Here is a 24,013-nt window from a genome sequence, read left to right as displayed (position 1 = left end):
TCACCCGGCGCTGGCGCGCCGACCTCTCCCCGCTGGGGAGAGGTGAAATTTTGGGCAAGCTTTTCCCTTCGGCCACAAAGGCCGATGCTTTATGACCCCCGCGGATCAAACGATCTGCACGTAAGGAGACCACCGTGACCGCCCATCTTCCCCCGCCGACCGACCGCATCACCGAGCACCCCGCGCACCGCCTCTTCGTCGACCGCTGGTCGCCGCGCGGCTTCACCGATGAGGCGCTGCCCGAGAGCGAGCTGCTCACCTTCATCGAGGCGGCGCGCTGGGCGCCCTCCTCCTACAATTCGCAGCCCTGGCGCTTCCTCTACGCGCTGCGCGGCCAGACTACGTTCGACACCTTCCTGGCGCCGCTGATCGAGTTCAACCGCGGCTGGGCGCAGCATGCGGCAGCCCTCGTCTATGTGCTGTCGAAGAAGACCTTCATCCCGGCCGGCAAGACCGAGCCGGCGCCGACCCGCACGCATTCCTTTGATGCCGGCGCCGCCTGGGCCAACTTCGCCAACCAAGCCGCCCTGTCCGGCTGGGCCACCCACGGCATGAGCGGCTTCGACGTCGCCGCCGCGCAGACCGCGCTCGGCGTGCCCGACGATTTCGCCGTGGAGATCGCGATCGCGGTCGGCCGCAAGGGCGAGGGCGAGAAGCTGCCGGCCATGCTCAAGGAGCGCGAGAAGCCGAGCCCCCGGCTCGCCATCGCCGAGATCGCTGCCGCGGGTCTGTTTCCGAAGAGCTTCGGCGGCTGAGATTCTGATCCCCGGGGGGCGGCGTGACAATGTCGCCCCTACTGGACGGGCGATCCGTGCTCGCACCCATCCTTTGAGACGCCCGCCGAGCAGGGGACGATACGGGGACGTTGGAGAGATAACAGCACTTGCCCGCGAACTCCCTGCTCCGCGTGCGAACTCTCACCCCTCTCCATGAACACGCCTCTCGGCGTGTTCATGGTCGGTGTGCAGGACCCCGTTGGGTGCCAGAACCTCATGATGATGAGCGCCGCCGCGCGGCGCGTCTCGAACCATGAGGCCACCGGTCGCTGACGCCCGGTGAATTCTATGGCAGAAAGCAGGACCATCGTCAGACGAAAGCAGAGACCCGCATGCCGCCGCCGAAACCACCTGCCTTCGAGACCCTGAGCCTGCATGCGGGCCAGCATCCGGATCCCGCGACCGGCGCCCGCGCGGTGCCGATCTATCAGACCACGTCCTACGTGTTCGACGACACCGAGCACGCCGCAGCGCTGTTCAATCTCGAACGCGCCGGCCACATCTACACCCGCATCTCCAACCCGACCACATCAGTGCTCGAGGAGCGGCTCGCCGCGCTCGAAGGCGGCGTCGGCGCCGTCTGCACCGCGAGCGGCCAGGCCGCCCTGCATCTGGCGATCGCCACGATCCTCAATGCCGGCGATCACATCGTCGCCTCCTCCTCGCTCTATGGCGGCACCATCAACCTGCTCGCGCACACGCTACCGCGCTTCGGCATCACCACGAGCTTCGTCAAGCCGCGTGACCTGGATGGATTCCGCGCAGCAATCAAGCCCAACACACGCCTCGTCATCGGGGAGACGCTGGGAAATCCCGGCCTCGAAGTGCTCGACATTCCCAAGGTCTCAGCCATCGCGCACGCAGCGGGCATCCCGCTCCTGATCGACAACACGTTCGCAACGCCCTATCTCAGCCAGCCGATCGCGCAAGGCGCTGATATCGTGATGCACTCCGCGACGAAGTGGCTCGGCGGCCATGGCATCGCGATCGGCGGCGCGCTCGTGGACGGTGGCCGGTTCGACTGGCGAGGCTCGGGCAAATTCCCGCAGCTCACCGAGCCCTATGCCGGCTATCACGGCATCGTCTTCGACGAGCAGTTCGGCACGGCGGCCTTCATCATGCGCGCGCGCACCGAAGGCCTGCGCGATTTCGGCGCCTGCCTGTCGCCGACCAATGCCTTCCATCTCTTGCAGGGCGTCGAGACCTTGCCTTTGCGCATGGAGCGCCATGTCGCGAACACGCGCGCGGTGCTGGAGGCGCTGACCACCAACAAGGCCGTCGACTGGGTGCTGCATCCGTCGCTGGAGAACCATCCGGACCACGCACTGGCAAAGGAGCTGTTGCCGCGCGGCGCCGGCTCGATCATCTCGTTCGGCATCAAGGGCGGCCGCCCCGCGGGCCGCAAGCTCATCGAGAGCCTCAAGCTGATCAGTCATCTCGCCAATGTCGGCGACGCCAAGACGCTGGTGATTCATCCGGCCTCCACCACGCATCAGCAGATGGACGCCGCGCAGCTCGCGGCCGCAGGGATCGGCGAGGAGCTGATCCGGCTGTCGGTCGGCATCGAGGCTGCCTCTGATATCATCGACGATCTCGGACAGGCGCTGCGCGCCTCGCAGAAGGTGTGAGCCATGCAGCTGTCCATCAGAGATCATGACGTCTTCGTCGCCACGGGCGGCCGCGCCTTCGATTCGTCCCTGCCCGCTGTGGTGTTCATCCATGGCGCCGGCTTCGATCATTCGGTCTGGGCCTTGCACAGCCGCTGGTTCGCGCATCACGGCTTTGCCGTGCTGGCGCCCGACCTGCCCGGTCATGGCCGCTCCGCTGGACCGGCGCTGCCGACGATCGCGGACATGGCCGACTGGACCGTCGCGCTGTTGCAGGCGGTGAACGCCAAGCCTGCCCATCTGATCGGCCATTCGATGGGGTCGCTGATCGCGCTCGACACCGCGGCGCGTCATCCGGATCACGTTTCGGCGCTGAGCCTGATCGGCACGGCGGCGACGATGACCGTGGGGCCGGATCTTCTGAAGGCCGCGGAAGCCAATGATCATGCCGCGATCGACATGGTCTCGATCTGGGGCCTCGGTTTTGCGGCGGAGCTCGGCGGCAGCCGCGCGCCGGGCCTGTGGATGCATGGGGGCGCGCAGGCGACGTTGGAGCGCTGCGCGCCCGGCGTGCTGTTCAACGATCTCTCCGCCTGCAACACCTATCAGGATGCGCTGGCATCGGCGGCCCGGATCAAGGTGCCGACGCGGATGATCCTCGGCGAGAAGGACATGATGACGCCGGTGAAGGCCGGCAAGGCGCTCGCCGCGGCGATTGCGCAGGCGCGCACGATCGTGCTGCCCGGTGCGGGACATACGATGATGGCGGAATGTCCGGATGCGCTGCTCGATGCGTTGATCGATTAGTTCGAGACGCGCGCGGTTCCGGATCGGGATCGAACTATGCTGTGACGTTCGCGCTCACGAGAATTAGGAACGCGCTGTGACGGGCTCCATTGGTGGTTGGTGAAACCTCAAGGAGCGCTAACAATGCGAAAGACAATTCTCACGCTACTCGCCGCGACCGTGATCGCGGCTGGCTCGGTCGGTGCAGCCTTCGCGCAAGGCGGCGGCGGTGGCTCTGGCGGCGGTGCGGGCGGCGGCGCAGGTGGTGGAGCCGGCGGCGGCGCGGGTGCCGGGGCTGGCGGCTCGGGTGCTGGTGGTGCGGGCGCTGGTGGCGCCGGAGCGGGCGGAGCCGGTGGTGCTGGCGCTGGCGCAGGCGGATCTGCCGGAGGATCGAGCGGCGGCACCGGATCGGGCAGCGCGGGTGGCGGCGGACCGAGCCATGTCGAGCGAGGTGGCCAGGGCGCATCGAGCCCGCCCGGCATGCGCAACTCAACCACGCCGCCGTCGAACGGCGTCATCCCGCCGCGCTGACGCGCACAACACGTCGCAGCGGCTGCGTGAGCCGCTGCGACGTTGTGGCGCGATTGCGACCTTGTGCCACCGCTGAGGCGGCAGCATGACGCGGAACGGGCAGTTGTGGCGAAACGTTGCTCCTCATATCTCAAGAACGAGAAAGGAGCACGCAGATGCAGCTGCGCAAACTTTTGACGGTCGCCGCCATCGGCACCATGACATTGTCCGCGGTGACGCCACTCGCCGCCGCCCCGCTGATGCCGAACAATCCGGCGCCGGCATCTGCCGTGAACGACTCGGCCGGCATTCAGCAGGTTCAGTACCGCCATTGGCGCGGCGGACATGATTGGCACCCCGGTCTCGGCCGCCGCCATGGCTATCAGTACGGCTATCGCCACCATCACAATGGCTCCGGTGCGGCCGTGCTCGGCGGCCTTGCGGCCGGTGCGATCATCGGCGGCGCGATTGCCAACAGCCGCGCCCAGGCGAGCGACGCCGATATCTCCTGCGCCCAGCGCTACCGCTCCTACGACCCGCGCTCGGGCACTTATCTCGGCCATGACGGCCGCCGCCATTCCTGTCGATAACGACATCGACGTTCCGTAAGGCCCATGTGGCGCGACAATCGGTCCGCCGCGACAGCTGCAACGAAGATCCCCACATCCGGCTTGAGCAACGCCCCTGACATCAACAGGAGAACCCAGGATGGTCACCTTGAAAGCCGCCGCGACACTCGCCTTCGCCGGCGCATTATCTTTTGCAACGCTGCAATCCGCCTCCGCCGCACCGCTGACGTCGCTCTCTGCCGCGGCAAAGACGGGCACCGAGAGCTTAAACGCGGTCCAGGTCCACTATGATGGCTGGCATGGCGGCTGGGGTGGCGGCGCCGCGATCGGCGCGGGTCTCCTGGCCGGCGCCGTGATCGGCTCGGCGGTCGCCGCGCCGTCTTATTATGGCGGCGGCTATGCGCCCTACCCATACTACGGCGGATATCGCTACGCCTCGTCCCCCTACGGCTACGGCGGCTATTACGGCTCCCGTCCGTATTATGGCGGCTACGGATACACCTACGCGCCGCGTCCGGTGTATCGCAGCTACGGCTATTCCTACGGCCCGCGGCCGTGGCGGCACAGCTACGGCTATTACCGTGGCCCGGGCTGGGGTCATCATCATCATGGCCTGTATGGCGGCCGGCACTTCGGCCACCGGCACGGCCATGGCGTGATCAGCACGCATCATCGCTGGTGATGTGAAACGGCCGGTGCGGGCGGCGACCCCGCCCGCACCGGCCATTCGCGTTCTCAGGCGTCGCCGGCCGCCGACGAGAGTCCCTGCCGCGCCTCGATCATCCCGCGATCGATCCGCGCCACCTCCGCAGCCGGGATCACATACTCATCGTGATCGCGCCAGGCGAACACCACGAATGTCGCGAACGCCCCTATTGCGCCGAGCGCGACCATCCACCAGATGTGCCAGATCAGCGCGAAGCCCATCAGCGTGGCGAAGAACGCGCAGACGAAACCGGTCGGGGAATTCCTTGGCAGCTCGATATCCTGATAGTCCTTGTCCCTGGTGTGTAGCTGCTGGCTTTTGGCGTTTTCCTTGATCCGCCAATACGCATCCTGCCCCGTCACATTCGGCAGCACCGCGAAGTTGAACACCGGCGGCGGCGACGAGGTGGCCCATTCCAGCGAGCGGCCATCCCAGGGATCACCGGTCGTGTCGCGCAGTAGCGCGCGATCGCGGATGCTGAAGACGAGCTGGAGGATCTGCAGGATGACGCCGATCGCCAGCAGCGCCGTGCCGAACGTCGCCGCCGCCAGCCAGGGCCGCCATTCGGCGACGTCATAATGCTGCATGCGCCGGGTCATGCCGAGCAGACCGACGACATAGAGCGGCATGAAGGTGGCGTAGAAACCAATCAGCGTGAACCAGAACGCCGCCTTGCCCCAGCTCTCATAGAGACGAAAGCCAAAGGCCTTCGGAAACCAATAGGTGACCCCCGCGAACGCACCGAACAGCACCCCGCCGATGATGACGTTGTGGAAATGCGCGACCAGGAACAGGCTGTTGTGCAGCAGGAAGTCCGCCGGCGGCACTGCGACCAGCACGCCCGTCAGCCCGCCGATCATGAAGGTGATCATGAAGCCGACCGACCACAGCATCGGTGTGGTGAAGCGCACCCGCCCGCCATACATCGTGAACAGCCAATTGTAGATCTTCACGCCGGTCGGCACCGCGATGACCATGCTGGCAATGCCGAAGATCGCGTTCACGTTGGGTCCGGCGCCCATCGTGAAGAAATGGTGCAGCCAGACCATGAACGAGATGACGCAGATCGCCATCGTCGCCAGCACCATCGAGCGGTAGCCGAACAGCGACTTGCTCGAGAATGTCGCGACGACCTCCGAATAGATGCCGAACGCCGGCAGGACCAGGATGTAGACCTCGGGATGCCCCCAGGCCCAGATCAGGTTCATGAACATCATCATGTTGCCGCCAGCTTCATTGGTGAAGAAGTGGAAGCCGAAATAGCGGTCGAGCATCAGCATGGTCAGCGTGGCCGTGAGGATCGGAAACGCCGCGACGATGAGGAGATTGGAGGCGAGCGTGGTCCAGCAGAACATCGGCATCCGCAGATAGCTCATGCCCCTGGTGCGCAGCTTCAGCACGGTCGTGACCAGATTGATGCCGGCGACCAGCGTCCCCACCCCCGATATTTCCAGTGCCCAGATGTAGTAGTCCACTCCCACCCCCGGCGAATAGGTCACCTCGGACAATGGCGGGAACGGCAGCCAGCCGGTGCGGGCGAACTCGCCGACCACCAGCGAGACATTCACCAGCAGCGCACCCGACGCGGTCAGCCAAAATCCAACCGAGTTCAGCGTGGGAAATGCAACGTCACGGACGCCGAGCTGCAACGGCACGATCAGGTTCATCAGCCCGATCACGAACGGCATCGCCACGAAGAAGATCATGATCGTGCCGTGCGCCGAGAAGATCTGGTTGTAGTGCTCCGGCGGCAGATAGCCGTTGGAATGAAACGCCACGGCCTGCTGTGTGCGCATCATGATGGCGTCGGTGCCGCCACGCAGCAGCATGACGAAGGCGAGCAGGATATACATCACGCCGATCCGCTTGTGATCGACGCTCGTGATCCACTCCCGCCAGAGATAGGGCACGTAGCCCTTGACGACGACCCAGACGAGCACGCCGAGGACGCCGGCGAGAACGATGCCTGCGGCGATCAGCGGAATCGGCTGGCCGAACGGAATGGCCGACCAGGTGAGCTTCCCCAGCATGATGCCTCCAGATCAGCGATGCGAACGCTTGCGCGGCAGCGGGCGCGCAGCACGGCTTCGTGTCGCCAAGAGCAGAGCGACGCCGCCAAGTCCGACGGCGAGGCCGATCTTGCTGAGCTGTCCGGCGGGCGGCAGCTTCTTGCGTGCGAGCCAGCCGCCGCTCACGCTTGTGCCGGCCGGGATCGGCGCAAGCACGGCGCCGGAGCTGCGCGGCGCGATCTTGGCGCGCGACAGCAGGACGCGGAACGCCGTGCTCATGAGCCGTTCGGTCGGCCAGCGAGCGAGCGCATAGGAGATCTGGCCGAGCCGCGCCGGCCAGCCGACGGCCACTTCATCGCGGGGGGCGCGGATCAATTGAACGAACGTCTCGGCGACATCTTCGGGGCGATACAACAGCGGCCCGGGATCAAGATTCCGGCCGGAGACATTGGCGCCGTGCACAAAACCGGGGGTGTCCACCATGGCTGGGAACACGCTGCAGACATGGATATCGCGGTGAGCGGCGAGCTCCTGGCGCAGGCTGGCGGAAAAGCCGCGCAGGCCAAACTTGCTCGCCGTATACGCCGCCGCGAACGGCGTCGGCGCCCAGCCACCGAGCGAGATGTTGTTGATCAGCGTGCCCCGTCGCTGCCGCAGGAACACCGGCAGGGCGGCATAAGCGCCGTTCATCGTGCCCAGCAGATTGACCTCGATGGTCTTGCGGTGGAGCGCAATGTCGGCGTCCTGATAAGCGCCGAAAACACCGGTGCCGGCATTGTTGATCCAGACGTCGATGCCGCCGAAGGTCTGCACCGCCCGCTCCGCCAGTTGCTTGACAGCATCTGCGTTTGCCACGTCGGTCCCGACCGCGACGGCGCGTCCACCGAACGTCTCGCATTCGGCCGCCACGTCCTTCAGCACGTCCTCGCGCCGCGCTGCCAAGACCAGGCTCGCCCCTTCGCGCGCCAGAGCAAGCGCCGTCGCGCGGCCGATGCCGCTGGAGGCGCCCGTGATCACGACGCGTTTCCCCCTGAGATCGCGCATCAGCCGGCGGGCCTCGGGCGAGCCATCCAGCAGCCACCCGAGCGAACGTCGCAATTGCTGGGTGCCGCCCGTTTCGAACCATCGGCCATGGGCGAAGATGACGCGCTCTGGCGCGAGCGCGACCAGATGGGCGGCAGCGAGTTGCACGGCGCGACCACCCAGGCGAAGCAGCAGCCTGAGATAAGCAGGAGCCTTGCCGTCCGGCGCGGTGATCCCGAGCAGATGCGCAGCCCCACGAGACAGGATGCCGAGGCCTTCGGGCGCAAGGTTCTGCACGAGGTCGGTCAGGACAAGGGTCCGACTCGGCCGATGGAACACCGCAACCTCAGTGAACATCGGCGCGGTGACCAGCACGAGTTGGAGGTCTTCAGACCACTCGTCGGGTGTGACGTCGGTCAGCTCGCGATCGATGCGCAGGCCGCTGCGGCGCACCTGCTGCCGATCGGCCAGGCCGGGCGCGGCGTATACCCGGGCATTGGGGAGCGCGGCCTGCCAATCCGGCACGAACATCCAATGCGCGACGTTCGGCGCGAGCAGATATTTGATCGGTCCGAGCTGTTCCAGCTCCTCGCGCAAGGCATGGGAAAAACGGGTCGGCGAGTGCAGCAGCAGATCCCCGCTCGACAGCCTGATGACCGTCATGCGGACGGGAAGCGGCAGGCCGGCGGCGTTGATCCGGCCGGCATCGACGATCCAGACATTGTCCGCCACCGGCCGCAAGCCGTGGCCGATGATTCGAGGCTGAGTTGCTTGATCCATGAAAGGTCCGCCGACGGTTGGCCCGTCAACAAACCTTCTCGACGCATCATGGTTTCAATCACAGCTGCGGAAGTTCCCGCACGGAGCGTCGGGCGTGCCGGCGCCTTATCGCAGATAATCCGCGAGATTGAGTCCCTGAATCTTGGAAATGGCGCTGTAGGATGCAGTCAATTGCGCTTGGTAAGTCGAGAGTTGCGCGGTGACGGCCGCCACATCGACGCTGGTGAGATCGGTCGCGAGGCTCTCGGCATAGCTCTTGAAGTCGGTCTGTTGCGACTTCGCGCTCTCGATCCGGGATGCGGCGTCGGACAATTTGGCTTGGACAGTGGCGACATCGTCCACCGCCTGATCCGCCAGCGTGAGCGCCGAGGTGATGTCGGTTCCCGACAGGGACGAGCTGTTGGCCACGAATTTCAGGGCGCGCATCACCTCTTCGAACGCGGAATTGTCGGCGGTCACGCCATAGGTGACGGACTGGCCGTCGGAGACCCGGACCGAAGCAAGCTCGCTGTCTCCCTGGTAATAGCTCGTATCCGCGGTGGTCAGCGATCCCGTGCCGGACGCAAAGGCCGAGGTGTCGACGGCTGCCGTCGAGGTCCGCGCACCGGCGAACAGATATTGCCCGTCATACTGCGTGTTCAGGATGCCGGACATCTGCTGCAGCAATTGCTGCGCGGAGCTGATGGCCGACGTCGTCCCCGTGCTGCTGCCGGAGCTCGCAGCACTGAGCGCCGTCCGCAACTGGCTGACGATATCCGACACCTGTCCCACGGCAGAATACATCACCTGCACCTTGCTGTCGGCCAGGGTCGCAGCATCGATATAGGACTGCGCCCGCGTCACCGAGACCTGAAGATTGACGATGTGCTGGGTGTCGGCGCCGTAGCCGGCGAGATACTGCGCCTTCAGCCCCGAGGATTCCTGGACCTGAAGCGTGCTCATGGTCGCCTGCGTACGCAGCGCGCCGGAGATCATCTGGTCGGAATTCGCAAAGGTCGCGACCCGCATCGTCATGGCGTACGCTCCGGACTAGTTCGACTGCACGGCGGTGAGCAGCGACGAGAACATGCTGTTGACGACAGAGATCAGCTGCGAAGCCGCGGCATATTTGTTCTGCAGCGCGCTGACCCGGGCCGTCTCCTCGTCGATATTGACGCCCGACTGCGACGACAGAGAGCTGGCATAGCTCGATTGCGCCGTGGACTTGGCGGTATAGGCGCTGGAGGCCTGAGAGGCCTTGCTGGCCACGTTGGCGACGATCGCAGCCGCGTAATCCGCGAAGGAGCCGGTCGTCGCGCTCAAGCCGCCGGCCGACGCGAAGCTGGTCGAGCCGGTCAAGGCGTCGTAAAGCTGGTTGATGACGGAGGCCGAGCCCGATGTCAGGACCTGGCTTCCGGTCGTCAATGTCGCAGAGCCATCCAGCGTGCCGGTCGGCAGGCCCGAAGCCCCGCTCAGAATGCTGCTGTTGACCGCGAAATTGGACGCGCCGGTTCCGGTCACGAGATCGTTCATGCCGAAATAGTCAGAGAATCCGCTGCCGCCGATCGCGCTCGTCATGTCGTTGATCGCAATGCCGTTGGACGACGAGGTGGCGCTGATCGACAAATGCCCGCTGGAATCGAGCGACGCAGAGACTCCGGAGATGCCGTTGAGGGCGGTGACCAGATCCCCCACCGTCGCGTAGGAGGACAAATCGAGATCCTGGTAGGAGACCAGATTGCCGCCCTGGTCGGCGACCGCGATGCGCAAGGTGCCCGACGCCGACATCGCCGTCGTGCTGCTGACGCTCGCCGATCCGGTCAGGCTGGTCGGCGGCGGCACCGCCGAGGCGCCGTTGGTGACGCTGTTCAGCGCGGATGTCAGCTGCGATGCAAGCTGATCGAGCTGGCTCTGTACCGCAGGAAGCGTGGTGTCGCGCAGCGTGATCAGGCTGCCGATCTTGCCGGACGTGATCTGCGACGTGACGTCCACCCCGTCGACCGTAATGCCGCTGAGGCCGCCGGAGGCATAGCTCGTCGACGCCGACACATTCGCCGAAGCCGTATAGCTCAGCTTGTGCGCCGAGCTGTCGACGAGCGCCCGTCCCGAGGAGGTGTAGACCTGGAGGTCGCCGTTGGACGCCGTGTAATAGCTGACGTTCATGTAGGACGACAGATCCTGCAGCGCCGTGTTGCGCTCGTCCTCCAGATCCGCCGTCGATTGACCCGACGCGGCCATCTTGCGGATCTCGACGTTGAGATCCGCGATCTGCTGCAGATCATCGTTCACGCTCTTGAGCGACGAGGCGATATCCTTGTCGGCATTGCCGCGCAGGGTTTGGACGCCGCTCGACGTGCTACGCAGCTGGCCGGCGAAATCATCCAGCGCGCTGACGACGGCAGATTGCAGCGAAACGCTGCTCGGCGAGCTTGCCAGCGACGACAACGCGGACTCCAGCGACGCCAGCGAATTTGCCAGCGACGTGCCGGTGGTCGAGGTGCCCGATGTCGACGAACTGCCGAACAGCTGCTGCAGCTGTGTTAGATAGCTGTTGGTGCTGTCAGCCGCCCCGAGCTCCGAGTTCGCCCCGATCAGGGATTTCAGCAGCAGCTTGTCCACACTGCTCGATATTCCGGTGATGGAGACCCCGGTTCCCACTCCACCGGTGACATCCGCCACCTGGGTGGCCGACTTCCTTGTGTAGCCCTCGGTGTCGGCATTCGAGATGTTCGACGAGGCTACACTGATCTGCAGCTCAGTGGCGGAGATGCCGCTGAACGCGACCAGCCGTGCTATATCGAGCGACATCGCCCACCTCCCGCAGCTTGATCGCTCATGCTCTGAGATTCGTTCCGCAGGAGGTCGCACGCGCCGTGCGCCGCCCGCTCGCACCATAAGGCGAGGCGCTTGCGATCTGCTCCCGGATGGCCTGCATGATCGCGTCGATGCGGCGGTTGCTCGCTTCGATGGCGGCCCGCAGACGCATGAGATTTTCGTCCATTGCCAGGCGGAGGTTGAGAATATGCTCCATCAGCTGCTCGCGCAGCACACGGTCACGCACATTCAGGCTCGCCGTCCGCCTGGCGCATTCGGCGACCCTCTGCTCGAACAGGCCTGCCAGCCTGTTCTTGTCGTCGAGCTGCTTGGAGCGCGAGGCCGGCAGACCCTTGGCGAGCTCCATGTTCTCCTCCATCACCACCGTGATCAGCTCGTCGATCAGCGCGATCAACGTCCGCACCTCGTTCTCGGTCGCGGCCGGCTGATCGGCCTGGATTGCGTGTCTCATCCTGTCGCTCCCAATCTCAGTGCTGACGCAGCGGCCGGCGGCTCGCTTGCGCAACCTTTGCGTAGGTGTTCAAGGCCGTCACACGAACGGCGGCGACCTTGAACTCTTCCTCGAGCTGCGCGCATTCGCGCAGCAGCTTGCGCCGGACCGTCTCGATATCGTCCATCAGCGCCAGCAGCAGCGCGCGGTCGTCCTTTCCGGCGGCCGCAGTGCGCAGCTTCAGCCTGCGCAGCTTTTTCAGCAGAGCCTCGCCCTCGCCGATCCGCTCCCTCTTCAGCTCGGCCATGATCACCTCATCGACGAGATCAGCGTGTCGTACATTTTGTTCACCGCCGAGACGACCTGCGATGCCGCCGAATAGGCCTGCTGCGCCGAGATCATGTTGCTGAACTGACCTGTGGTGTCGGTCGTGCTCGACTCCAGCTCGCTGCCGTAGATCGTCCCCGCACCGTTCTCGCCGGACGCCTGCAAGGTCGCATTCCCCGATGTCGCCGTCGATGTGTACATGCCGCCGCTATGGGCCACGAGGCCGTTAGGATCGGCAAAGGTCGCCACCGCAATCTTGTAGATCGGGACGGTCTGTCCATTCGAATAGGTCGCCTCGACAAGGCCATTCTTACCAACCGCGATGCTGCTCAAGGTTCCGAAGGAAATGCCGTCGGAATCGGCGCTGAAATTCGAGACGCTCGGCGTCGTGCTGCCCGACGCCAGCTGCGTCAGACCGTCGGTACCGCCGCCCGTCGTGCCGAAGCTGAGCGTGATCGAGCTGGCCGCGGCGCCGTTGGTCCAGTTGATCCCCAGATTGGTCGAGGAAACGGTGCTGAGCGAGCCGTCCGAGTTGAAGTTGATCGTATAGGTCCCGCTGGTTACCGTGCCGTCCGACGCGGTGGCCGGCGCGATATCGGCGGTCCATTGGTTGGCGGTCGCGCTCTTGGTCCAGGTGACGTTGAGCGTGTGCGACTGGCCCAGCGAGTCGTACACCGTCATCGAGCTGCTGAACGTGTCGCCGCTGGCCGCATCGGCCGGCAAATTGGCCGCGAGCGATGTCTTGGTGGTCGCGCCGCCATTCGTCAGCGCCACCTTGGTGTTGATCGGCTCGAGACCGTTACCGGTCACGTTCCCGCTCGCATCGGTGCGCCAGCCTTCGAGGTAGTAGCCGCTGTTCTCGAGATAGCCAGCATTGTCGGTCGTGAATGCGCCATTGCGCGTATAGACCGTCTCGCCGCCTGCTCCCGTGGAACTGGTTGCAACGAAGAAGCCGGAGCCCTGGATGGCGACATCGGTCGCATTGGTCGTGGCGGCGAGCAGGCCCTGCTGCGTGATGTTCGATCGGCCTGACACCGATACGCCGCCGGACGAGTACGACTTGGCGCTGCTCGACGCCGTCACCAGCTGCTCGAACAGGCCGGACGTGGTCTTGTATCCGGTCGTGTCCGCATTGGAGATGTTATCGCTGATCATGGCCAGCGACGAGCTCTGCGCGTTGAGCGCCGAGATCGCCGAAGACAAGGCTCCAGATAGACTCATGTGCTTACTCCGAATGCTGCTGTCAGGAGGTGACGCCGATGATGTTGCTGGCGCTGACCGAAACGCCGCCGACAGTGAGCGAGGGCGTGCTGGTCGAGGTGTCGATCCCCGTCACCGTTCCGGTGACCGTGGTGTAGTTGAGCACCGAATTTCCCGCGGAGTCGGTCGCGGTCACGGAGATGGTGTACTGGCCGCCGTCGCTGAGCTGATTGCCGCTGGAATCGGTCCCGTCCCAGGTGAACGAGTTGGTCCCCTTGTTGCCGGTTCCGGTGCCGGACCAGACCGTGTTTCCCGAGGAATCCTTGACCGCGATCGAGACGTTCGAGGCCGCCGACGACAGCGAATAGCCGTAGGTTGCCGAGCCGTTGGAGAGCACGGCAGTATCCGTCTTGGCCTCGACGGTGTGGCCGATGTAGTTGACCGAGTTCAGCGTCACGAGGCTCGAGAACGAGCTGGCCAGCGAGGTCATGCTGGTGTTGAGCGATTGCTGCGACGTGTAATTGGCGTAGGACGTCATCTGGTTGACGAAATCGGTCACGCTCGTGGCGTTGAGCGGATCCTGGTTCTGCAGCTCGCTCGTCAGAAGCTGGAGAAAATCGGTCGAGCTGAGCGTCGTCCGCGAGTCGCTCGACGAGGAAGTCGATGTGGCGGTGGTTGCGGTTGACGAGCTCGTCGCGGAAACTGTCATGGGCTGAACTCCGGCTCGCACCGCCGACGGCGGTGGGACACAGCGCACCTCCGATCGTCATGGAGGCGTTTGCTGATCAAACGGCCGGAGAGCCGAATTCAGGCGCACAATTAGTTGGTCGAATTAGTTGATTTGACGGCAGAATTTGCCGCCGAGCAATTGGGCATGGCAGGCAAAAATCGCCGGGTGCAGAGCTTGGCTATTGCAAGATCTGCACGCGGCTGCCACCTGTTGCGGCGGCATCATCTCTGGCATCGGAGGCTGACTACAGTCTGGTGTCGGAGGCCGGCGTGTGAGAACTGGCTGACCGCAAGCGCAGCACACAGGCTTCGCGGACGAGCCGCAGCCCCCACCTCAGCCAGGCTGATGGGCGTCGGCTGCGGCGCTTGCCGGCTCTTCAGGCGTGAGACGCTGGGCCTCGGCCAGGATGCGGCCTGCCAGGCCTGCCGGCGCTCGAACCGGCGGCGAGGCCAGCGCCTCGCGAACGAGGCGAGCCTCGGAGACCAATCGGACAGCTTCGGCAGAGATCGCGAGCAGGTCAGACGCCGCCTGGCGCTGCGCGGCGGGCCACTGGGAGATGTCCTCCCCCAGGCGATCGATCAGATCCTCGAATTCCCTGACGTCCATCGTCCGCTCGATCCAGCGCTCTCTGGATGCTTCATAAAGCATTCAGCGAACGAACGAAATTGATATCGGCCGATGGGGACGAGCGAGCGCCGGACTTGCGTCCGAAAACCCGTAAATTCCGGGATGCGTATGCACGAGAGGCTGCACCGGTTACCCAAAGGGGCCGACAATGCAGCCCATTTCTGCTCGGTTTCGCGAAATTTCCGCGATGCAACCTCGTCTGATTCGCCGGGACTACCGCCGGTTGGCCGAATCACTCGGAGCGCGCGCGCCCCGCGCAGCCGCGTCGACCGCCTCCCAGGATTGCCGCAGGTCCAGCAGGCTGTCGATGATGCGCCGGAAATTCTCGCGCATGTGGGGCCGGCCATAGGCACGCAAGGCGGCGAGGATCAGCGCATTGTAGGTCTCGAACAGCCGGTCCGCCACTGCGCCGCCGCGTGCGGGATCGAGGTGCAGGCTCAATCCGCGCAGGATCGCGGTCGCGCGCGTCAGGTGCGCATGCGCCTCCTCGAACCGGCGCGCCTCCTGGGCCTGCAGGCATTTCTGCAGATAGCTCACGGCCCCATTGAGCAGCATGATCACCGCGCGCAACGGCGGGACGGCTACGGCTGCGCCGCGATAGGCCTGGCTCGCGAATTGGGCCATCGAACTCTGGGTCATCAGTTACTCGAACTCGCGTTGAGAAGGGCTTTCAAGTAGGTCAGCGTATTGTTGGCGCTCTCGATGGCGGCCTGATATTTGGCGTATTGTGCCGTGAGCTGCGTCTTGAAGGTTGCGGCGGCGCTTTCGATGTCGTTGACCTTGGACTGCATCGTTTCGTCCTGGGACGTCAGATTGTCGATCAATGTCTGCAACGAGCCGCTGGTGGACGAAGCCGTCTTCGCAATCTGGTAGATCTGCGTCGCCAGCCCCTGCGTCGAGGTCACTGTGATCGATTGCGAGGTCGAGCCGCTATAGGTGAAGGCCATGCCGGCATAGATGGTTCCGGAATTGCCGACGATGGTGCTCCCGCTCACCGTGAACAGCGAGCTGTCGCCGCCGACCGACGCTCCCGTCAGAGTCCCCGACGAATCCACCGTGAGGTCCAGCGTGAAGGACTGCGGCGACGTTCCGGTGTTGACGACGCTGAGCTGGCTCGACGACGTCTTGGTCTGAGCCGACAGCAGCGTCGTGACGCCGCTGAGGTTGGTGCTGAGGATGGTCGACAGCGTACTGGTGTCCAGCTCGAGCTCGTTCTTCTCATTGAACGAGAGACCGAGATCCGCCATCGTCAGGCCGCCGACCGAAGTGCCGAGCACGGCCTGGAGCGAATTCATGATCTGGCGCATGGTGCCGTCGCCGAACAGCACTGCGCTCGACGAGGCCGTGCCATCGGAATTCGTCGCCTGCTGCGCCACCACGGCATCACGGAACGCGTTGTAGTTGGTGACGAAGGTCTGCAGCGCGGACGAGATTTGGCTCGTATCCGTGCCGATCGTGACGTTGAGAGTTGTCCCGGACGGCGTCGCCTGCAACAGATCGAAGGTGACGCCGCTGAGCACGTCGGTGATGTCGTTGGTGTCGCGGGTGAGGCTGATGCCGTCGAGGGTGAACTCGGCGGCTTGTGCCGTCTGAAGCACCGTCGAGAACGCCCCCGAGCTGTCGGTCACGCCGAGCTTATTGAGGATGTCGTCGCCGGATGAGCTGGAATAGGTGATGTCGGCTGCGTCCTTGGTGCCCGTGAGCACCATTTGGTACGACCCGTTCGACACCTGGACGATCGACGCCTCGACGTTCGTAGTCGAGGACTGCGCATTGATCGCGCTGACCACGTCCTGAAGGGACATGCTGCTCGTCACCGTGATGTCGGCCGTGGAGCCTCCGGAGAGGCCGAGCGAGAACGTTCCGGAATAGCCGAGGGCGTCGGTCTGGCTCGACTGCGCCGTTCCCGTCACCTTCTGCGCGGTGGCGATCTGGCTGATGGTCAGCGTATGGCTGCCGGTCGCGGCGCCGTTGCTCACCGACATCGAGAGCGCTGACGATGCGCTGACGTCCCCCGTCGCGCTGATCGTGGCCGACCGCGTCGCGAACACGTTGGTCGCGAGCGAGTTGACCACCGACGTCGCCAAGGACGCCAGACCCGACGACAGCGTCTTCAAGTCGGTCTGCAACGTCTGATACGCCGTGATCTTGGCTTCGTTGGCGGTGATCTTGGTGGAGATCTGGGTCGCCTGCGTGAGCTTCGCATCGACGGCCGAGCTGATCAGTGCGCTCCAGTCGATCGTGCTCGTGGTGCTCGTGCCCGAGGTCGTGAGCGAGCTGCTGGAGCTCGACGACGACGAAGAGGAAGAGGACGTCGTGCCGCTGGTGCTCGAGGTGGCGCTGCTCACGGTCATTCGTCCACATCCTCCAAGAACATCGCCGGACCGGCACGACGCCGGTCCGGCGGGTCACGGCTCAGCCCAGCAGCTTCAAGAGGTACTGCGGGATCTGGTTGGCGGCGGCTTCCGCCGACACGGCGGCCTGGGTCTTCACCTGCGCCGAGGACAGCTTCGCCTGCTCGGAGGCGATATCCACGTCCTTGATCGCCGAATTGGCGGATTGCAGGTTCTGCGTCTGCGTGGAGATCGAGTCGGCCGAGAAGTTGAAGCGCGATTCCTGCGCACCGATATCGGCTCGCGCCTGGGATACGTTGCTGATCGCCGTATCGAGCGCGGTCAGCGCCGCCGTCGCGCCGGTCTGGGTGCTGACGTCGAGTGAGGTCACGCCCAGCGCGGTCGAGGTGAGGCTCGACAGGTGGATGCTGATCGTGTCGCTGGCCGAGGAGCCGACCAGCACCGACACGCCCGCCGAGAACGAGCTGGTGCCGTCCAGCAGGCTGGTTCCGGAGTAACGGGTGCCGGTCGCGATCGAATCGATTTCGCTGATGAGCTGCGAGAATTCCGACTGGATGTAGCTGCGGCTGCTGCTGTCGACGGTGGTGCCCGAGGCGGATTCGGATGCCAGCGACTTCATGCGCGCCAGGATGTCGCTGATGTTGGAGGCGCCGCCATCGGCGGTCTGCAGGATCGAGGTCGCCTGCGAGGCGTTCGTCGCCGCCTGCTGCAGCGTAGTGATATCCGAGGAGATGCGTGTGGAGATCGCAAGACCGGCGGCGTCGTCGGAGGCCGAGGTGATGCGGGAGCCGCTCGACAGCTTCGAGAGCGAGCTGGTCTCCTGCGCGGAGTTGATGTTCAGGTAGCGGACGGCCGAGTTGGCGGCGACGTTGGTCGAAATGGCGGGCACGGTGAGAACTCCTGGGTGATCGGCAAGACACGCCGCATCGTGGAAGGACTGACGGTGCGGATCAGCCCCGTCTGATGGATCAAACGGAAGGACTCGCGGGAATCAGGCGCGAATTCTCCTGCGCCGGGAATGTCATGGTTAGCAATCAGTAAATTCAGCAATCAGTAAAGGCGCCGCGGATGTCGCGCTCGTGCCGACGCAGCATGTCGCGAAGCTGCTGACGCCCGCGCTTGAGCAGCGACTCCACGGCGGACACGGTCGTGTCCATCACCTCGGCGATCTCACCGTTGCTCATGTTCTCGTGATACGAGAGGATCACGGCCACCCGCTGCTGCTCCGGCAGCCGCTGCATCGCCGCTTCGAGGATGTCGCTCATCTCGGCACGCTCGATTACGCTCACCGCATCGGGCTTGCCGTCCGCGACCTCGGGAACGACGTCGACATTCTCGGTGCGCGGCTTGCGGCGGAGATCGATGCAGCGGTTACTGACGACACGATACAGCCAGGTGGAGAACTTCGCGCGGCCGTGCTGCCAGCGACCGCGATGCGTCCACACCTTCAGCATCGTATCCTGCACGACATCCTCGGCATCGGCGGCATTGCCGACGATGCGCAGCGCGATCGCATAGGCGCGGTCGACGTGCCGCTCGACCAGGAGACGGAATGCCAGCTCCTCTCCCGTGGCCAGCCGGTCGAGCAGCTCCTTGTCCTCGTCGAACACGGCGGCTTCGACCACGGGCTCACAGTCAGGAACGGTCGGAGCCGTCTCGCTCCACGGCACCACGGCGATCTCGGCCGCTGCCGGCTCGTTCGAAGACACGCCATCGGCCGGGGCCCAGACGTCCAGCGCGTAGCTCATTTCCGCATCTCCAACCCGCAATGCCGAATGCGCAGCTCGCAGACGGCTTCCGATCGTTGAACGCCGCAACCGGAACAAACAGGCGGAGTATTTTCGTTATTTTTCAGATGCTTAGGTGGAATGTTTTGCCGGGCGCCGGGCAAATTCTGCCGCACATTGCGAGCGTGCCAGGACATCATGGGGAGCACAGAGCCGCAGGTCGGCATGGCCAAGGATTCATTCCGGAAGACGATTTCAACAGAAGACGCAGTGACAACACGTAGTAACGCGACCTTCGAGCAAGCCGCTGGACATCAGACAAAAGCGGCTACGTACGATCCGGACGCCGCGCGGAGCGCTGATCGCACCCGGCAAATTTTTCCGAATCACATCGACGAAGCTATCGCATTTTTCGGCGCTGTCAGTTGTCGCCTGTTCGATTTTTGAATCGCATGACGATTTTTTGCATCGCTGTGCGCCTGATCATGCAGTTTCGTCCGTTGTATGAGCTGACAGCTCTGAAAGGCACCGCGATCGACATCACGTATCGGCCGCGCAATGCTGCGCGCCTATGAGTTACATCTCAGAAACAAAATCGAGCGAAACATTTCGCGATGTTTCGCGCTTGTCACCCAGCTAACAACTCACTCAAGCAGTGATATCGACGGCAATCGCCTTTCTGTTGAGATAACGCGCGATGCCGGCCCGACTCCCTCTGTCTTGGAGAGCGGAGCGCGTCATCAACCACTGTTAAAAAACTTCGGCCCGCCTCACTTGCAGCAACGTCATGCAGCAGTCGGGCAATGTTTCGAAACAAACAGCGCGCATGACGTGTCGGGACACCGAGACACACTCGAACACTCGGCATGATCCACGTCATCGGACGTGATCCACGCGCCTGATTGGCACGCGTCATCCGTTTGATGTTCAGGAGGACGCGGCATGACGGGACGACATTCAAACGGCACGGATGATGATGCCATGGAGGCGCTCCGCGGCTGCGGCGTCAGCCAGCAACAACGACGCCGCCTGCAATGGCTGTCGCGAACATTCGGCCCGCTCGTTTCATGGAGCGATGGCGTTTCGCCGCGCGGCGGTCGCACCGTCGTGGTCATCGATCCGCCGACCGGCGCCGGAGCCGAGCTGCTCTACCGCTCGCTGGCGACGCATGACGCGGTCGTGATCCCGTTCGGGGAAAATCCCGCCTTCGACTTTCTCAAATCGAAGCTGACCGAATTCGGCACGGTCGCGGCCTCCGCCGAAGGACCGCACGAATTATGGTGGGGAGGACTCGCCTGGCGTCTGCCGAGCCTCACGCTGCCGGCCGATGCGCTGCATGTCGTCTCCTGTCATCCGAACACTCTCGGCGATCTTCACATCTATCATCTCCGCCGCTCGCTGCAGCGCCTCGGGCTTCCGTTCACGCTGGAGCCGATCGCCACGCGTGATCAAGGCGTCGTGGGCGCGGCCGAGAAGGCCAGCTTCATCCATCAGATGCGGCAGCGGCATGCGGCACCGCTGCTGTTCGTCGATCCCGACGTCATCCTGCAGGCGGCACCGACGCTGCCGCTGCTCGCCGATTGCGACTTCGCCGTTCACAAGTGGAATGGCTGGGAGATGTCCGCGCGTACGCTCTATTTCGGCCGATCGCGAGCCGCCGAGATGATGCTGACCACGTGGCATGAGATCGCCTCCTCCTACCCTGACGTCTGGGACGGCTATCTCATCGATCAAGCCTGGAGCCTCGTCTCGTCACAGCTGCCGCTCGATACGGTCTGGCTTCCCCGCTCCTATCATTCCATCGCCGGCGAGACCGGAGCCCGCAGTGCGGCGATCGTTCACAATCTCACACCGACCACCGCCGACCTCGGTCCCGATGCGGGCTTTGCCGAGATGGTTCGGTCCGCCCGGCGCGCCGGTCGCGCCGGCGCGCGCGATCCCCTGCTGGTGATCGAGGCCAACCAGCCCTGCAAGACGGCCGTCACGGTCATCCTGAGCGGCGCCGAAGCCTCCAATGCGCGCATCACTGCGGCAAGCATCGAGGCGCTCACCCAGGCGTTCACCAGGGATCATGGCGGCTTCTCGCGCCTCGAGCTCTCGCTTTGTCCTTGGCCAGAGGATGCGCGTCTGGCTCGAGAGGCCGCCCTTCTCGCCGCCAATCGCGTGGTCGAGGTGACGCCGGGACAGCATCTGCCGCCCAACCTGTTCCGCGCGATCGCCGCGTCCGACGCTGCGCGATTTCCCACCAACATCGCCCGAGGGCGTTGAGCCCAACACTGGAGCCACACCATGCTCGACACGATCATCCTCCTGACCGGCAGCCGCGATCAGCAACTCGCGCTGACGGAGCTCCTCAGGGCGCACAATCCGGCACTATCGTTTCGCTGCGCGGTCAGCCTGGAGGACCTGCGCGCGATCGAGCGCAGCGTGCTCGCGAGATCCCGCCTGCTCGCCTTCACCACCGGCGTGATCGTTCCCGCCGACATTCTTCAGGCTCTCGGGCACGGTGCCTACAACTTCCATCCGGCGCCGCCGAACTATCCAGGCTGGGCGCCGGCGCATTTTGCGATGTATGACGGCGCAACGTGCTTCGGTGCGACCGCGCATGTGATGGAAGCCCGCGTCGATTGCGGCGCCATCGTCGGTGTCGAGACGTTCGACATCCCGCCCGGCGTAGATGTCCGCGGCCTCGAGCAGATGACATTCGTACGCCTCGCTTATCTGTTCTGGCGGATGTCGCGCGATCTCGCCTGCGATGCCGGCGCACTGCCGACCCTTCCGATCAGTTGGAGCGGGACCAAGAGCACGAAGCGGATGTATGCTGACATGTGCGACATGCCGGCCGACATCGATGCAGCGGAGATGCAGCGCCGCGTCAGTGCGTTCCACGACGATTTCCGCGGCATCCCGCTGACCGTGACGGTGCACGGCACGCGGTTTCAGCTCGCCGTGCCGGCACGGCCGAGCGCCGAGCCGCTCATCGTGGAAGCACCTGCGCTCGCGATGGCGTCCTGATCAACGCCTGAGCGGCTTGACCACATCCGGATCGAGCCGCGCTTCCCAGCCGTGACGTTCCAGCTCGGGATCGTCATGCTCCTCCTGCGGCCAGCCGATGCAGAGATAGGCGATCAGCGTCCAGTCGGGTGGCAATTCGAGCTCCCGACCTGCGGCCGCAGGATCGAGGATCGAGACCCAACCGACCCCCAATCCTTCCGCCCTCGCCGCAAGCCAGAATGTCTGGATCGCGGCAACGACGGAGTAGCGCAGCGTCTCGGGCATTGTTGCGCGACCAAGGCGATGACCGGTCTCAGCCCCTTCATCCGCGCAAACGGCGAGATGCACCGGCGCCTGGCTCAGGCCTTCGAGCTTGAGCCCGGCATAGAGCGCGCGGCGCTCGCCGTCATAGCCGGCGAGCGCAGATTGGTTCGCCTGCTTGAAGTTCTCGATGATTGCCGCTCGCCGCGCGGGACTCTCGACGAGCACGAAGCGCCAGGGCTGACAGAAGCCGACGGATGGCGCATGAATGGCGAGCGCAAGAAGCTGCTCGATCAGCTCCGGGTTCACCGGATCTGTGCGGAAGCGCCGGACGTCGCGGCGCCAGCGCACCAGCTCGGCAAAGCTTTGCCTGAACGAGGTATCGAATTGCGGTGGCGTTGATCTCCGATCGCTCATGCGCCCTCGCCGCTCAGGACGTGCAGGAACGATCCGGTCACACGTCCGCGACGCGAGCCGCGTTCGGCGATGGCGCGGCCGGCGGCATCGCGGCAATCGATCAGCGGATCGTCGGCCTCGCTGAGGATCGTCGCGTAGTGGAACTCGTGGCCGTGAATGGAAGAGCCCTTGCGACCGAGGCTGCAATCGGCCAGCAGCATCGCGTGACGATAGCCGAGATGCAGCCGTCGCTTGGCGAAGGACGTCTCCAGCGACAACAGCCCGGCCATTGCGTGCCGCTCGCCATTGGCGTCCTCGAGCCCCTTCCCCAAGGTCATGTAGCCACCGCACTCGCCATGGACGGGGACGCCGCGCGCGGCCATGGCGCGCAGGCCGTCGAGGAACCTTGCTGCGGACGCCAACCGGCCGGCGTGCAATTCGGGATAGCCGCCCGGCAGCCACACCGCGCCTGCCGCCGGATCGGGCGGCTCATCGTTCAGTGGCGAGAACGGCAGGATCTCCGCGCCGCATCTGCGCCAATGGTCGAGGAGATGCGGATAGCAGAACGAGAACGCAGCATCCGACGCAAGCGCAATGCGCTGCGCCGGCGGCGCGATGCCGAAGCCGTGCGCTGGTGCAGCCTCGGCCACCGCGCTGATCGGCCGCGCAAGGGCACGGACCGCCTCCAGGTCGACCGATGCGGCGATGGACGAGGCGAGACGGTCGAGATGCGTCTCGATCGCCGTGATCTCCTGCGCCTGGACGAGGCCGAGATGCCGCTCGGGCAAAGTCAGCTGCGCGTCGCGCCCGAGCGCGCCCAGCACGCTGATCTCGATGCGCGCGAAGGCCGGCTCGATCAGGGCGCGATGCCGCGGACTGGCGACGCGATTGAGAATCACGCCGGCGACCTCGACATCATCGCGGAACCGGGCGCAGCCCAGGGCGACCGCCGCGGCCGTCTCGGTCTGCCCGCTGACGTCGAGCACGAGCACCACCGGCCAGCCCAGCAAGGCCGCGAGATCCGCCGCCGCGCCGCGGCCGGCCCGGCCCGGCTGCGGCGCGCCATCGAACAGGCCCATCACCCCCTCGACGATGCAGATGTCTGTGCCGGTGGCGACGCCGGAGACGAGCCCCGTCAGCTGCGCCGCCGACATGGCCCAGCTGTCCAGATTGTAGCTCGTCCGTTGGGCCGCAACGCTGTGAAAGGCGAGATCGATGTAGTCAGGCCCGCATTTGAACGGCTGCACGACGGAGCCACGCATCGCCAGCGCCCGCAGCAGCCCGAGCGTCACCGTCGTCTTGCCCGCCCCCGAGCGCGGAGCAGCGATGATGATTCCCTTGGGGCGCGCAGTGGTCATGGCCAGAGCACCGGCGTGTCCGGGCAAAA

24 protein-coding genes are annotated in these 24,013 nt (G+C 64.9%); 9 read left to right on the top strand and 15 right to left on the bottom strand.

Going from position 1 to position 24,013, the window contains the following annotated elements:
* Positions 1 to 134: 134 nt before the first annotated feature.
* From ACVILH_RS18585 to ACVILH_RS18560, 6 genes are all read left to right on the top strand, one after another.
* On the top strand, positions 135 to 755 hold the full coding sequence (locus ACVILH_RS18585; RefSeq protein ID WP_456714177.1) for a nitroreductase family protein: 621 nt from the start codon (positions 135 to 137) through the stop codon (positions 753 to 755).
* 353 nt (positions 756 to 1,108) lie between these two features.
* A complete protein-coding gene (locus tag ACVILH_RS18580) occupies positions 1,109 to 2,404 on the top strand; it encodes an O-acetylhomoserine aminocarboxypropyltransferase (protein WP_456714176.1) in 1,296 nt (431 codons plus the stop codon).
* Between the two features lie 3 nt (positions 2,405 to 2,407).
* Positions 2,408 to 3,190 (top strand): alpha/beta fold hydrolase, encoded by a 783-nt coding sequence (locus ACVILH_RS18575; RefSeq protein WP_456714175.1) that lies wholly within the window; start codon positions 2,408 to 2,410, stop codon positions 3,188 to 3,190.
* Between the two features lie 123 nt (positions 3,191 to 3,313).
* A complete protein-coding gene (locus ACVILH_RS18570) occupies positions 3,314 to 3,700 on the top strand; it encodes a hypothetical protein (RefSeq protein WP_456714174.1) in 387 nt (128 codons plus the stop codon).
* Between the two features lie 155 nt (positions 3,701 to 3,855).
* Positions 3,856 to 4,269 (top strand): BA14K family protein, encoded by a 414-nt coding sequence (locus ACVILH_RS18565; RefSeq protein ID WP_456714173.1) that lies wholly within the window; start codon positions 3,856 to 3,858, stop codon positions 4,267 to 4,269.
* Between the two features lie 118 nt (positions 4,270 to 4,387).
* Positions 4,388 to 4,930, top strand: coding sequence for a hypothetical protein (locus ACVILH_RS18560; protein ID WP_456714172.1), 543 nt, complete (start codon positions 4,388 to 4,390; stop codon positions 4,928 to 4,930).
* A 53-nt stretch (positions 4,931 to 4,983) separates the two neighbouring features.
* On the opposite strand, the gene cyoB is transcribed toward ACVILH_RS18560, so the two are convergent.
* From cyoB to ACVILH_RS18495, 13 genes are all read right to left on the bottom strand, one after another.
* Positions 4,984 to 6,984 (bottom strand): cytochrome o ubiquinol oxidase subunit I, encoded by a 2,001-nt coding sequence (cyoB, locus tag ACVILH_RS18555; RefSeq protein ID WP_456714171.1) that lies wholly within the window; start codon positions 6,982 to 6,984, stop codon positions 4,984 to 4,986.
* A gap of 12 nt (positions 6,985 to 6,996) precedes the next feature.
* A complete protein-coding gene (locus ACVILH_RS18550) occupies positions 6,997 to 8,766 on the bottom strand; it encodes an SDR family oxidoreductase (RefSeq protein WP_456714170.1) in 1,770 nt (589 codons plus the stop codon).
* 105 nt (positions 8,767 to 8,871) lie between these two features.
* Positions 8,872 to 9,780, bottom strand: coding sequence for a flagellin (locus ACVILH_RS18545; RefSeq protein ID WP_456714169.1), 909 nt, complete (start codon positions 9,778 to 9,780; stop codon positions 8,872 to 8,874).
* 15 nt (positions 9,781 to 9,795) lie between these two features.
* On the bottom strand, positions 9,796 to 11,553 hold the full coding sequence (gene flgK, locus ACVILH_RS18540; RefSeq protein ID WP_456714168.1) for a flagellar hook-associated protein FlgK: 1,758 nt from the start codon (positions 11,551 to 11,553) through the stop codon (positions 9,796 to 9,798).
* A gap of 25 nt (positions 11,554 to 11,578) precedes the next feature.
* Complete coding sequence (locus tag ACVILH_RS18535; RefSeq protein WP_456714167.1) at positions 11,579 to 12,031, bottom strand: flagellar protein FlgN; 453 nt, start codon at positions 12,029 to 12,031, stop codon at positions 11,579 to 11,581.
* A 16-nt stretch (positions 12,032 to 12,047) separates the two neighbouring features.
* Positions 12,048 to 12,317 carry a hypothetical protein gene (locus ACVILH_RS18530; RefSeq protein ID WP_456714166.1) on the bottom strand — a complete coding sequence of 90 codons (270 nt, stop codon included), beginning with the start codon at positions 12,315 to 12,317 and terminating at the stop codon, positions 12,048 to 12,050.
* 2 nt (positions 12,318 to 12,319) lie between these two features.
* Positions 12,320 to 13,558, bottom strand: coding sequence for a flagellar hook protein FlgE (flgE, locus tag ACVILH_RS18525; RefSeq protein WP_456714165.1), 1,239 nt, complete (start codon positions 13,556 to 13,558; stop codon positions 12,320 to 12,322).
* A gap of 22 nt (positions 13,559 to 13,580) precedes the next feature.
* Complete coding sequence (locus ACVILH_RS18520) at positions 13,581 to 14,246, bottom strand: flagellar hook assembly protein FlgD (RefSeq protein ID WP_456714164.1); 666 nt, start codon at positions 14,244 to 14,246, stop codon at positions 13,581 to 13,583.
* 354 nt (positions 14,247 to 14,600) lie between these two features.
* A complete protein-coding gene (locus ACVILH_RS18515; RefSeq protein WP_456714163.1) occupies positions 14,601 to 14,873 on the bottom strand; it encodes a hypothetical protein in 273 nt (90 codons plus the stop codon).
* A 234-nt stretch (positions 14,874 to 15,107) separates the two neighbouring features.
* Positions 15,108 to 15,533, bottom strand: a complete 426-nt coding sequence (locus ACVILH_RS18510; protein ID WP_456714162.1) for a flagellar export chaperone FliS — start codon at positions 15,531 to 15,533, stop codon at positions 15,108 to 15,110.
* Positions 15,533 to 17,248: a flagellar filament capping protein FliD gene (fliD, locus tag ACVILH_RS18505; RefSeq protein WP_456714161.1), complete on the bottom strand. Its 1,716-nt coding sequence runs from the start codon at positions 17,246 to 17,248 to the stop codon at positions 15,533 to 15,535. The genes ACVILH_RS18510 and fliD overlap by 1 nt, the downstream gene beginning before the upstream one ends.
* Before the next feature lie 61 nt (positions 17,249 to 17,309).
* Positions 17,310 to 18,137 (bottom strand): flagellin, encoded by an 828-nt coding sequence (locus ACVILH_RS18500; RefSeq protein ID WP_456714160.1) that lies wholly within the window; start codon positions 18,135 to 18,137, stop codon positions 17,310 to 17,312.
* 154 nt (positions 18,138 to 18,291) lie between these two features.
* Positions 18,292 to 18,996, bottom strand: coding sequence for an RNA polymerase sigma factor (locus ACVILH_RS18495; RefSeq protein WP_456714159.1), 705 nt, complete (start codon positions 18,994 to 18,996; stop codon positions 18,292 to 18,294).
* A 204-nt stretch (positions 18,997 to 19,200) separates the two neighbouring features.
* On the opposite strand from ACVILH_RS18495, the gene ACVILH_RS18490 reads away from it, so the two are divergent.
* The 3 genes from ACVILH_RS18490 (at position 19,201) to ACVILH_RS18480 (ending at position 21,990) form a co-directional block, all read left to right on the top strand.
* Positions 19,201 to 19,422, top strand: coding sequence for a hypothetical protein (locus tag ACVILH_RS18490; protein WP_456714158.1), 222 nt, complete (start codon positions 19,201 to 19,203; stop codon positions 19,420 to 19,422).
* Positions 19,423 to 19,917: 495 nt separating this feature from the next.
* Positions 19,918 to 21,243, top strand: a complete 1,326-nt coding sequence (locus tag ACVILH_RS18485; protein ID WP_456714157.1) for a hypothetical protein — start codon at positions 19,918 to 19,920, stop codon at positions 21,241 to 21,243.
* A 21-nt stretch (positions 21,244 to 21,264) separates the two neighbouring features.
* Positions 21,265 to 21,990, top strand: a complete 726-nt coding sequence (locus ACVILH_RS18480; protein ID WP_456714156.1) for a formyltransferase family protein — start codon at positions 21,265 to 21,267, stop codon at positions 21,988 to 21,990.
* On the opposite strand, the gene bluB is transcribed toward ACVILH_RS18480, so the two are convergent.
* Positions 21,991 to 22,647, bottom strand: a complete 657-nt coding sequence (gene bluB / locus ACVILH_RS18475) for a 5,6-dimethylbenzimidazole synthase (protein WP_456714155.1) — start codon at positions 22,645 to 22,647, stop codon at positions 21,991 to 21,993.
* On the bottom strand, positions 22,644 to 23,984 hold the full coding sequence (locus ACVILH_RS18470) for a cobyrinate a,c-diamide synthase (protein ID WP_456714154.1): 1,341 nt from the start codon (positions 23,982 to 23,984) through the stop codon (positions 22,644 to 22,646). Before ACVILH_RS18470 ends, bluB begins: the two co-directional genes overlap by 4 nt.
* Positions 23,985 to 24,013 lie beyond the last annotated feature (29 nt).

Source organism: Bradyrhizobium sp. USDA 4353 (genome assembly GCF_054063215.1).
Note: the sequence above shows the minus strand (reverse complement) of the source record. Positions and strands in the feature narration are given on the sequence as shown.

What these genes read in the sequence shown, in the direction of transcription:
- ACVILH_RS18490 (WP_456714158.1), top strand. Translation starts at nt 19,201, where the DNA reads ATGGCCAAGGATTCATTCCGGAAGACGATTTCAACAGAAGACGCAGTG.
- ACVILH_RS18560 (WP_456714172.1), top strand. Translation starts at nt 4,388, where the DNA reads ATGGTCACCTTGAAAGCCGCCGCGACACTCGCCTTCGCCGGCGCATTA.
- ACVILH_RS18580 (WP_456714176.1), top strand. Translation starts at nt 1,109, where the DNA reads ATGCCGCCGCCGAAACCACCTGCCTTCGAGACCCTGAGCCTGCATGCG.
- flgK (WP_456714168.1), bottom strand. Translation starts at nt 11,553, where the DNA reads ATGTCGCTCGATATAGCACGGCTGGTCGCGTTCAGCGGCATCTCCGCC.
- ACVILH_RS18470 (WP_456714154.1), bottom strand. Translation starts at nt 23,984, where the DNA reads ATGACCACTGCGCGCCCCAAGGGAATCATCATCGCTGCTCCGCGCTCG.
- bluB (WP_456714155.1), bottom strand. Translation starts at nt 22,647, where the DNA reads ATGAGCGATCGGAGATCAACGCCACCGCAATTCGATACCTCGTTCAGG.
- ACVILH_RS18565 (WP_456714173.1), top strand. Translation starts at nt 3,856, where the DNA reads ATGCAGCTGCGCAAACTTTTGACGGTCGCCGCCATCGGCACCATGACA.
- ACVILH_RS18515 (WP_456714163.1), bottom strand. Translation starts at nt 14,873, where the DNA reads ATGGACGTCAGGGAATTCGAGGATCTGATCGATCGCCTGGGGGAGGAC.
- cyoB (WP_456714171.1), bottom strand. Translation starts at nt 6,984, where the DNA reads ATGCTGGGGAAGCTCACCTGGTCGGCCATTCCGTTCGGCCAGCCGATT.
- ACVILH_RS18570 (WP_456714174.1), top strand. Translation starts at nt 3,314, where the DNA reads ATGCGAAAGACAATTCTCACGCTACTCGCCGCGACCGTGATCGCGGCT.
- ACVILH_RS18495 (WP_456714159.1), bottom strand. Translation starts at nt 18,996, where the DNA reads ATGAGCTACGCGCTGGACGTCTGGGCCCCGGCCGATGGCGTGTCTTCG.
- ACVILH_RS18550 (WP_456714170.1), bottom strand. Translation starts at nt 8,766, where the DNA reads ATGGATCAAGCAACTCAGCCTCGAATCATCGGCCACGGCTTGCGGCCG.
- ACVILH_RS18575 (WP_456714175.1), top strand. Translation starts at nt 2,408, where the DNA reads ATGCAGCTGTCCATCAGAGATCATGACGTCTTCGTCGCCACGGGCGGC.
- ACVILH_RS18510 (WP_456714162.1), bottom strand. Translation starts at nt 15,533, where the DNA reads ATGACCCAGAGTTCGATGGCCCAATTCGCGAGCCAGGCCTATCGCGGC.
- ACVILH_RS18530 (WP_456714166.1), bottom strand. Translation starts at nt 12,317, where the DNA reads ATGGCCGAGCTGAAGAGGGAGCGGATCGGCGAGGGCGAGGCTCTGCTG.
- flgE (WP_456714165.1), bottom strand. Translation starts at nt 13,558, where the DNA reads ATGAGTCTATCTGGAGCCTTGTCTTCGGCGATCTCGGCGCTCAACGCG.
- ACVILH_RS18520 (WP_456714164.1), bottom strand. Translation starts at nt 14,246, where the DNA reads ATGACAGTTTCCGCGACGAGCTCGTCAACCGCAACCACCGCCACATCG.
- ACVILH_RS18545 (WP_456714169.1), bottom strand. Translation starts at nt 9,780, where the DNA reads ATGACGATGCGGGTCGCGACCTTTGCGAATTCCGACCAGATGATCTCC.
- ACVILH_RS18535 (WP_456714167.1), bottom strand. Translation starts at nt 12,031, where the DNA reads ATGAGACACGCAATCCAGGCCGATCAGCCGGCCGCGACCGAGAACGAG.
- ACVILH_RS18480 (WP_456714156.1), top strand. Translation starts at nt 21,265, where the DNA reads ATGCTCGACACGATCATCCTCCTGACCGGCAGCCGCGATCAGCAACTC.
- fliD (WP_456714161.1), bottom strand. Translation starts at nt 17,248, where the DNA reads ATGACCGTGAGCAGCGCCACCTCGAGCACCAGCGGCACGACGTCCTCT.
- ACVILH_RS18485 (WP_456714157.1), top strand. Translation starts at nt 19,918, where the DNA reads ATGACGGGACGACATTCAAACGGCACGGATGATGATGCCATGGAGGCG.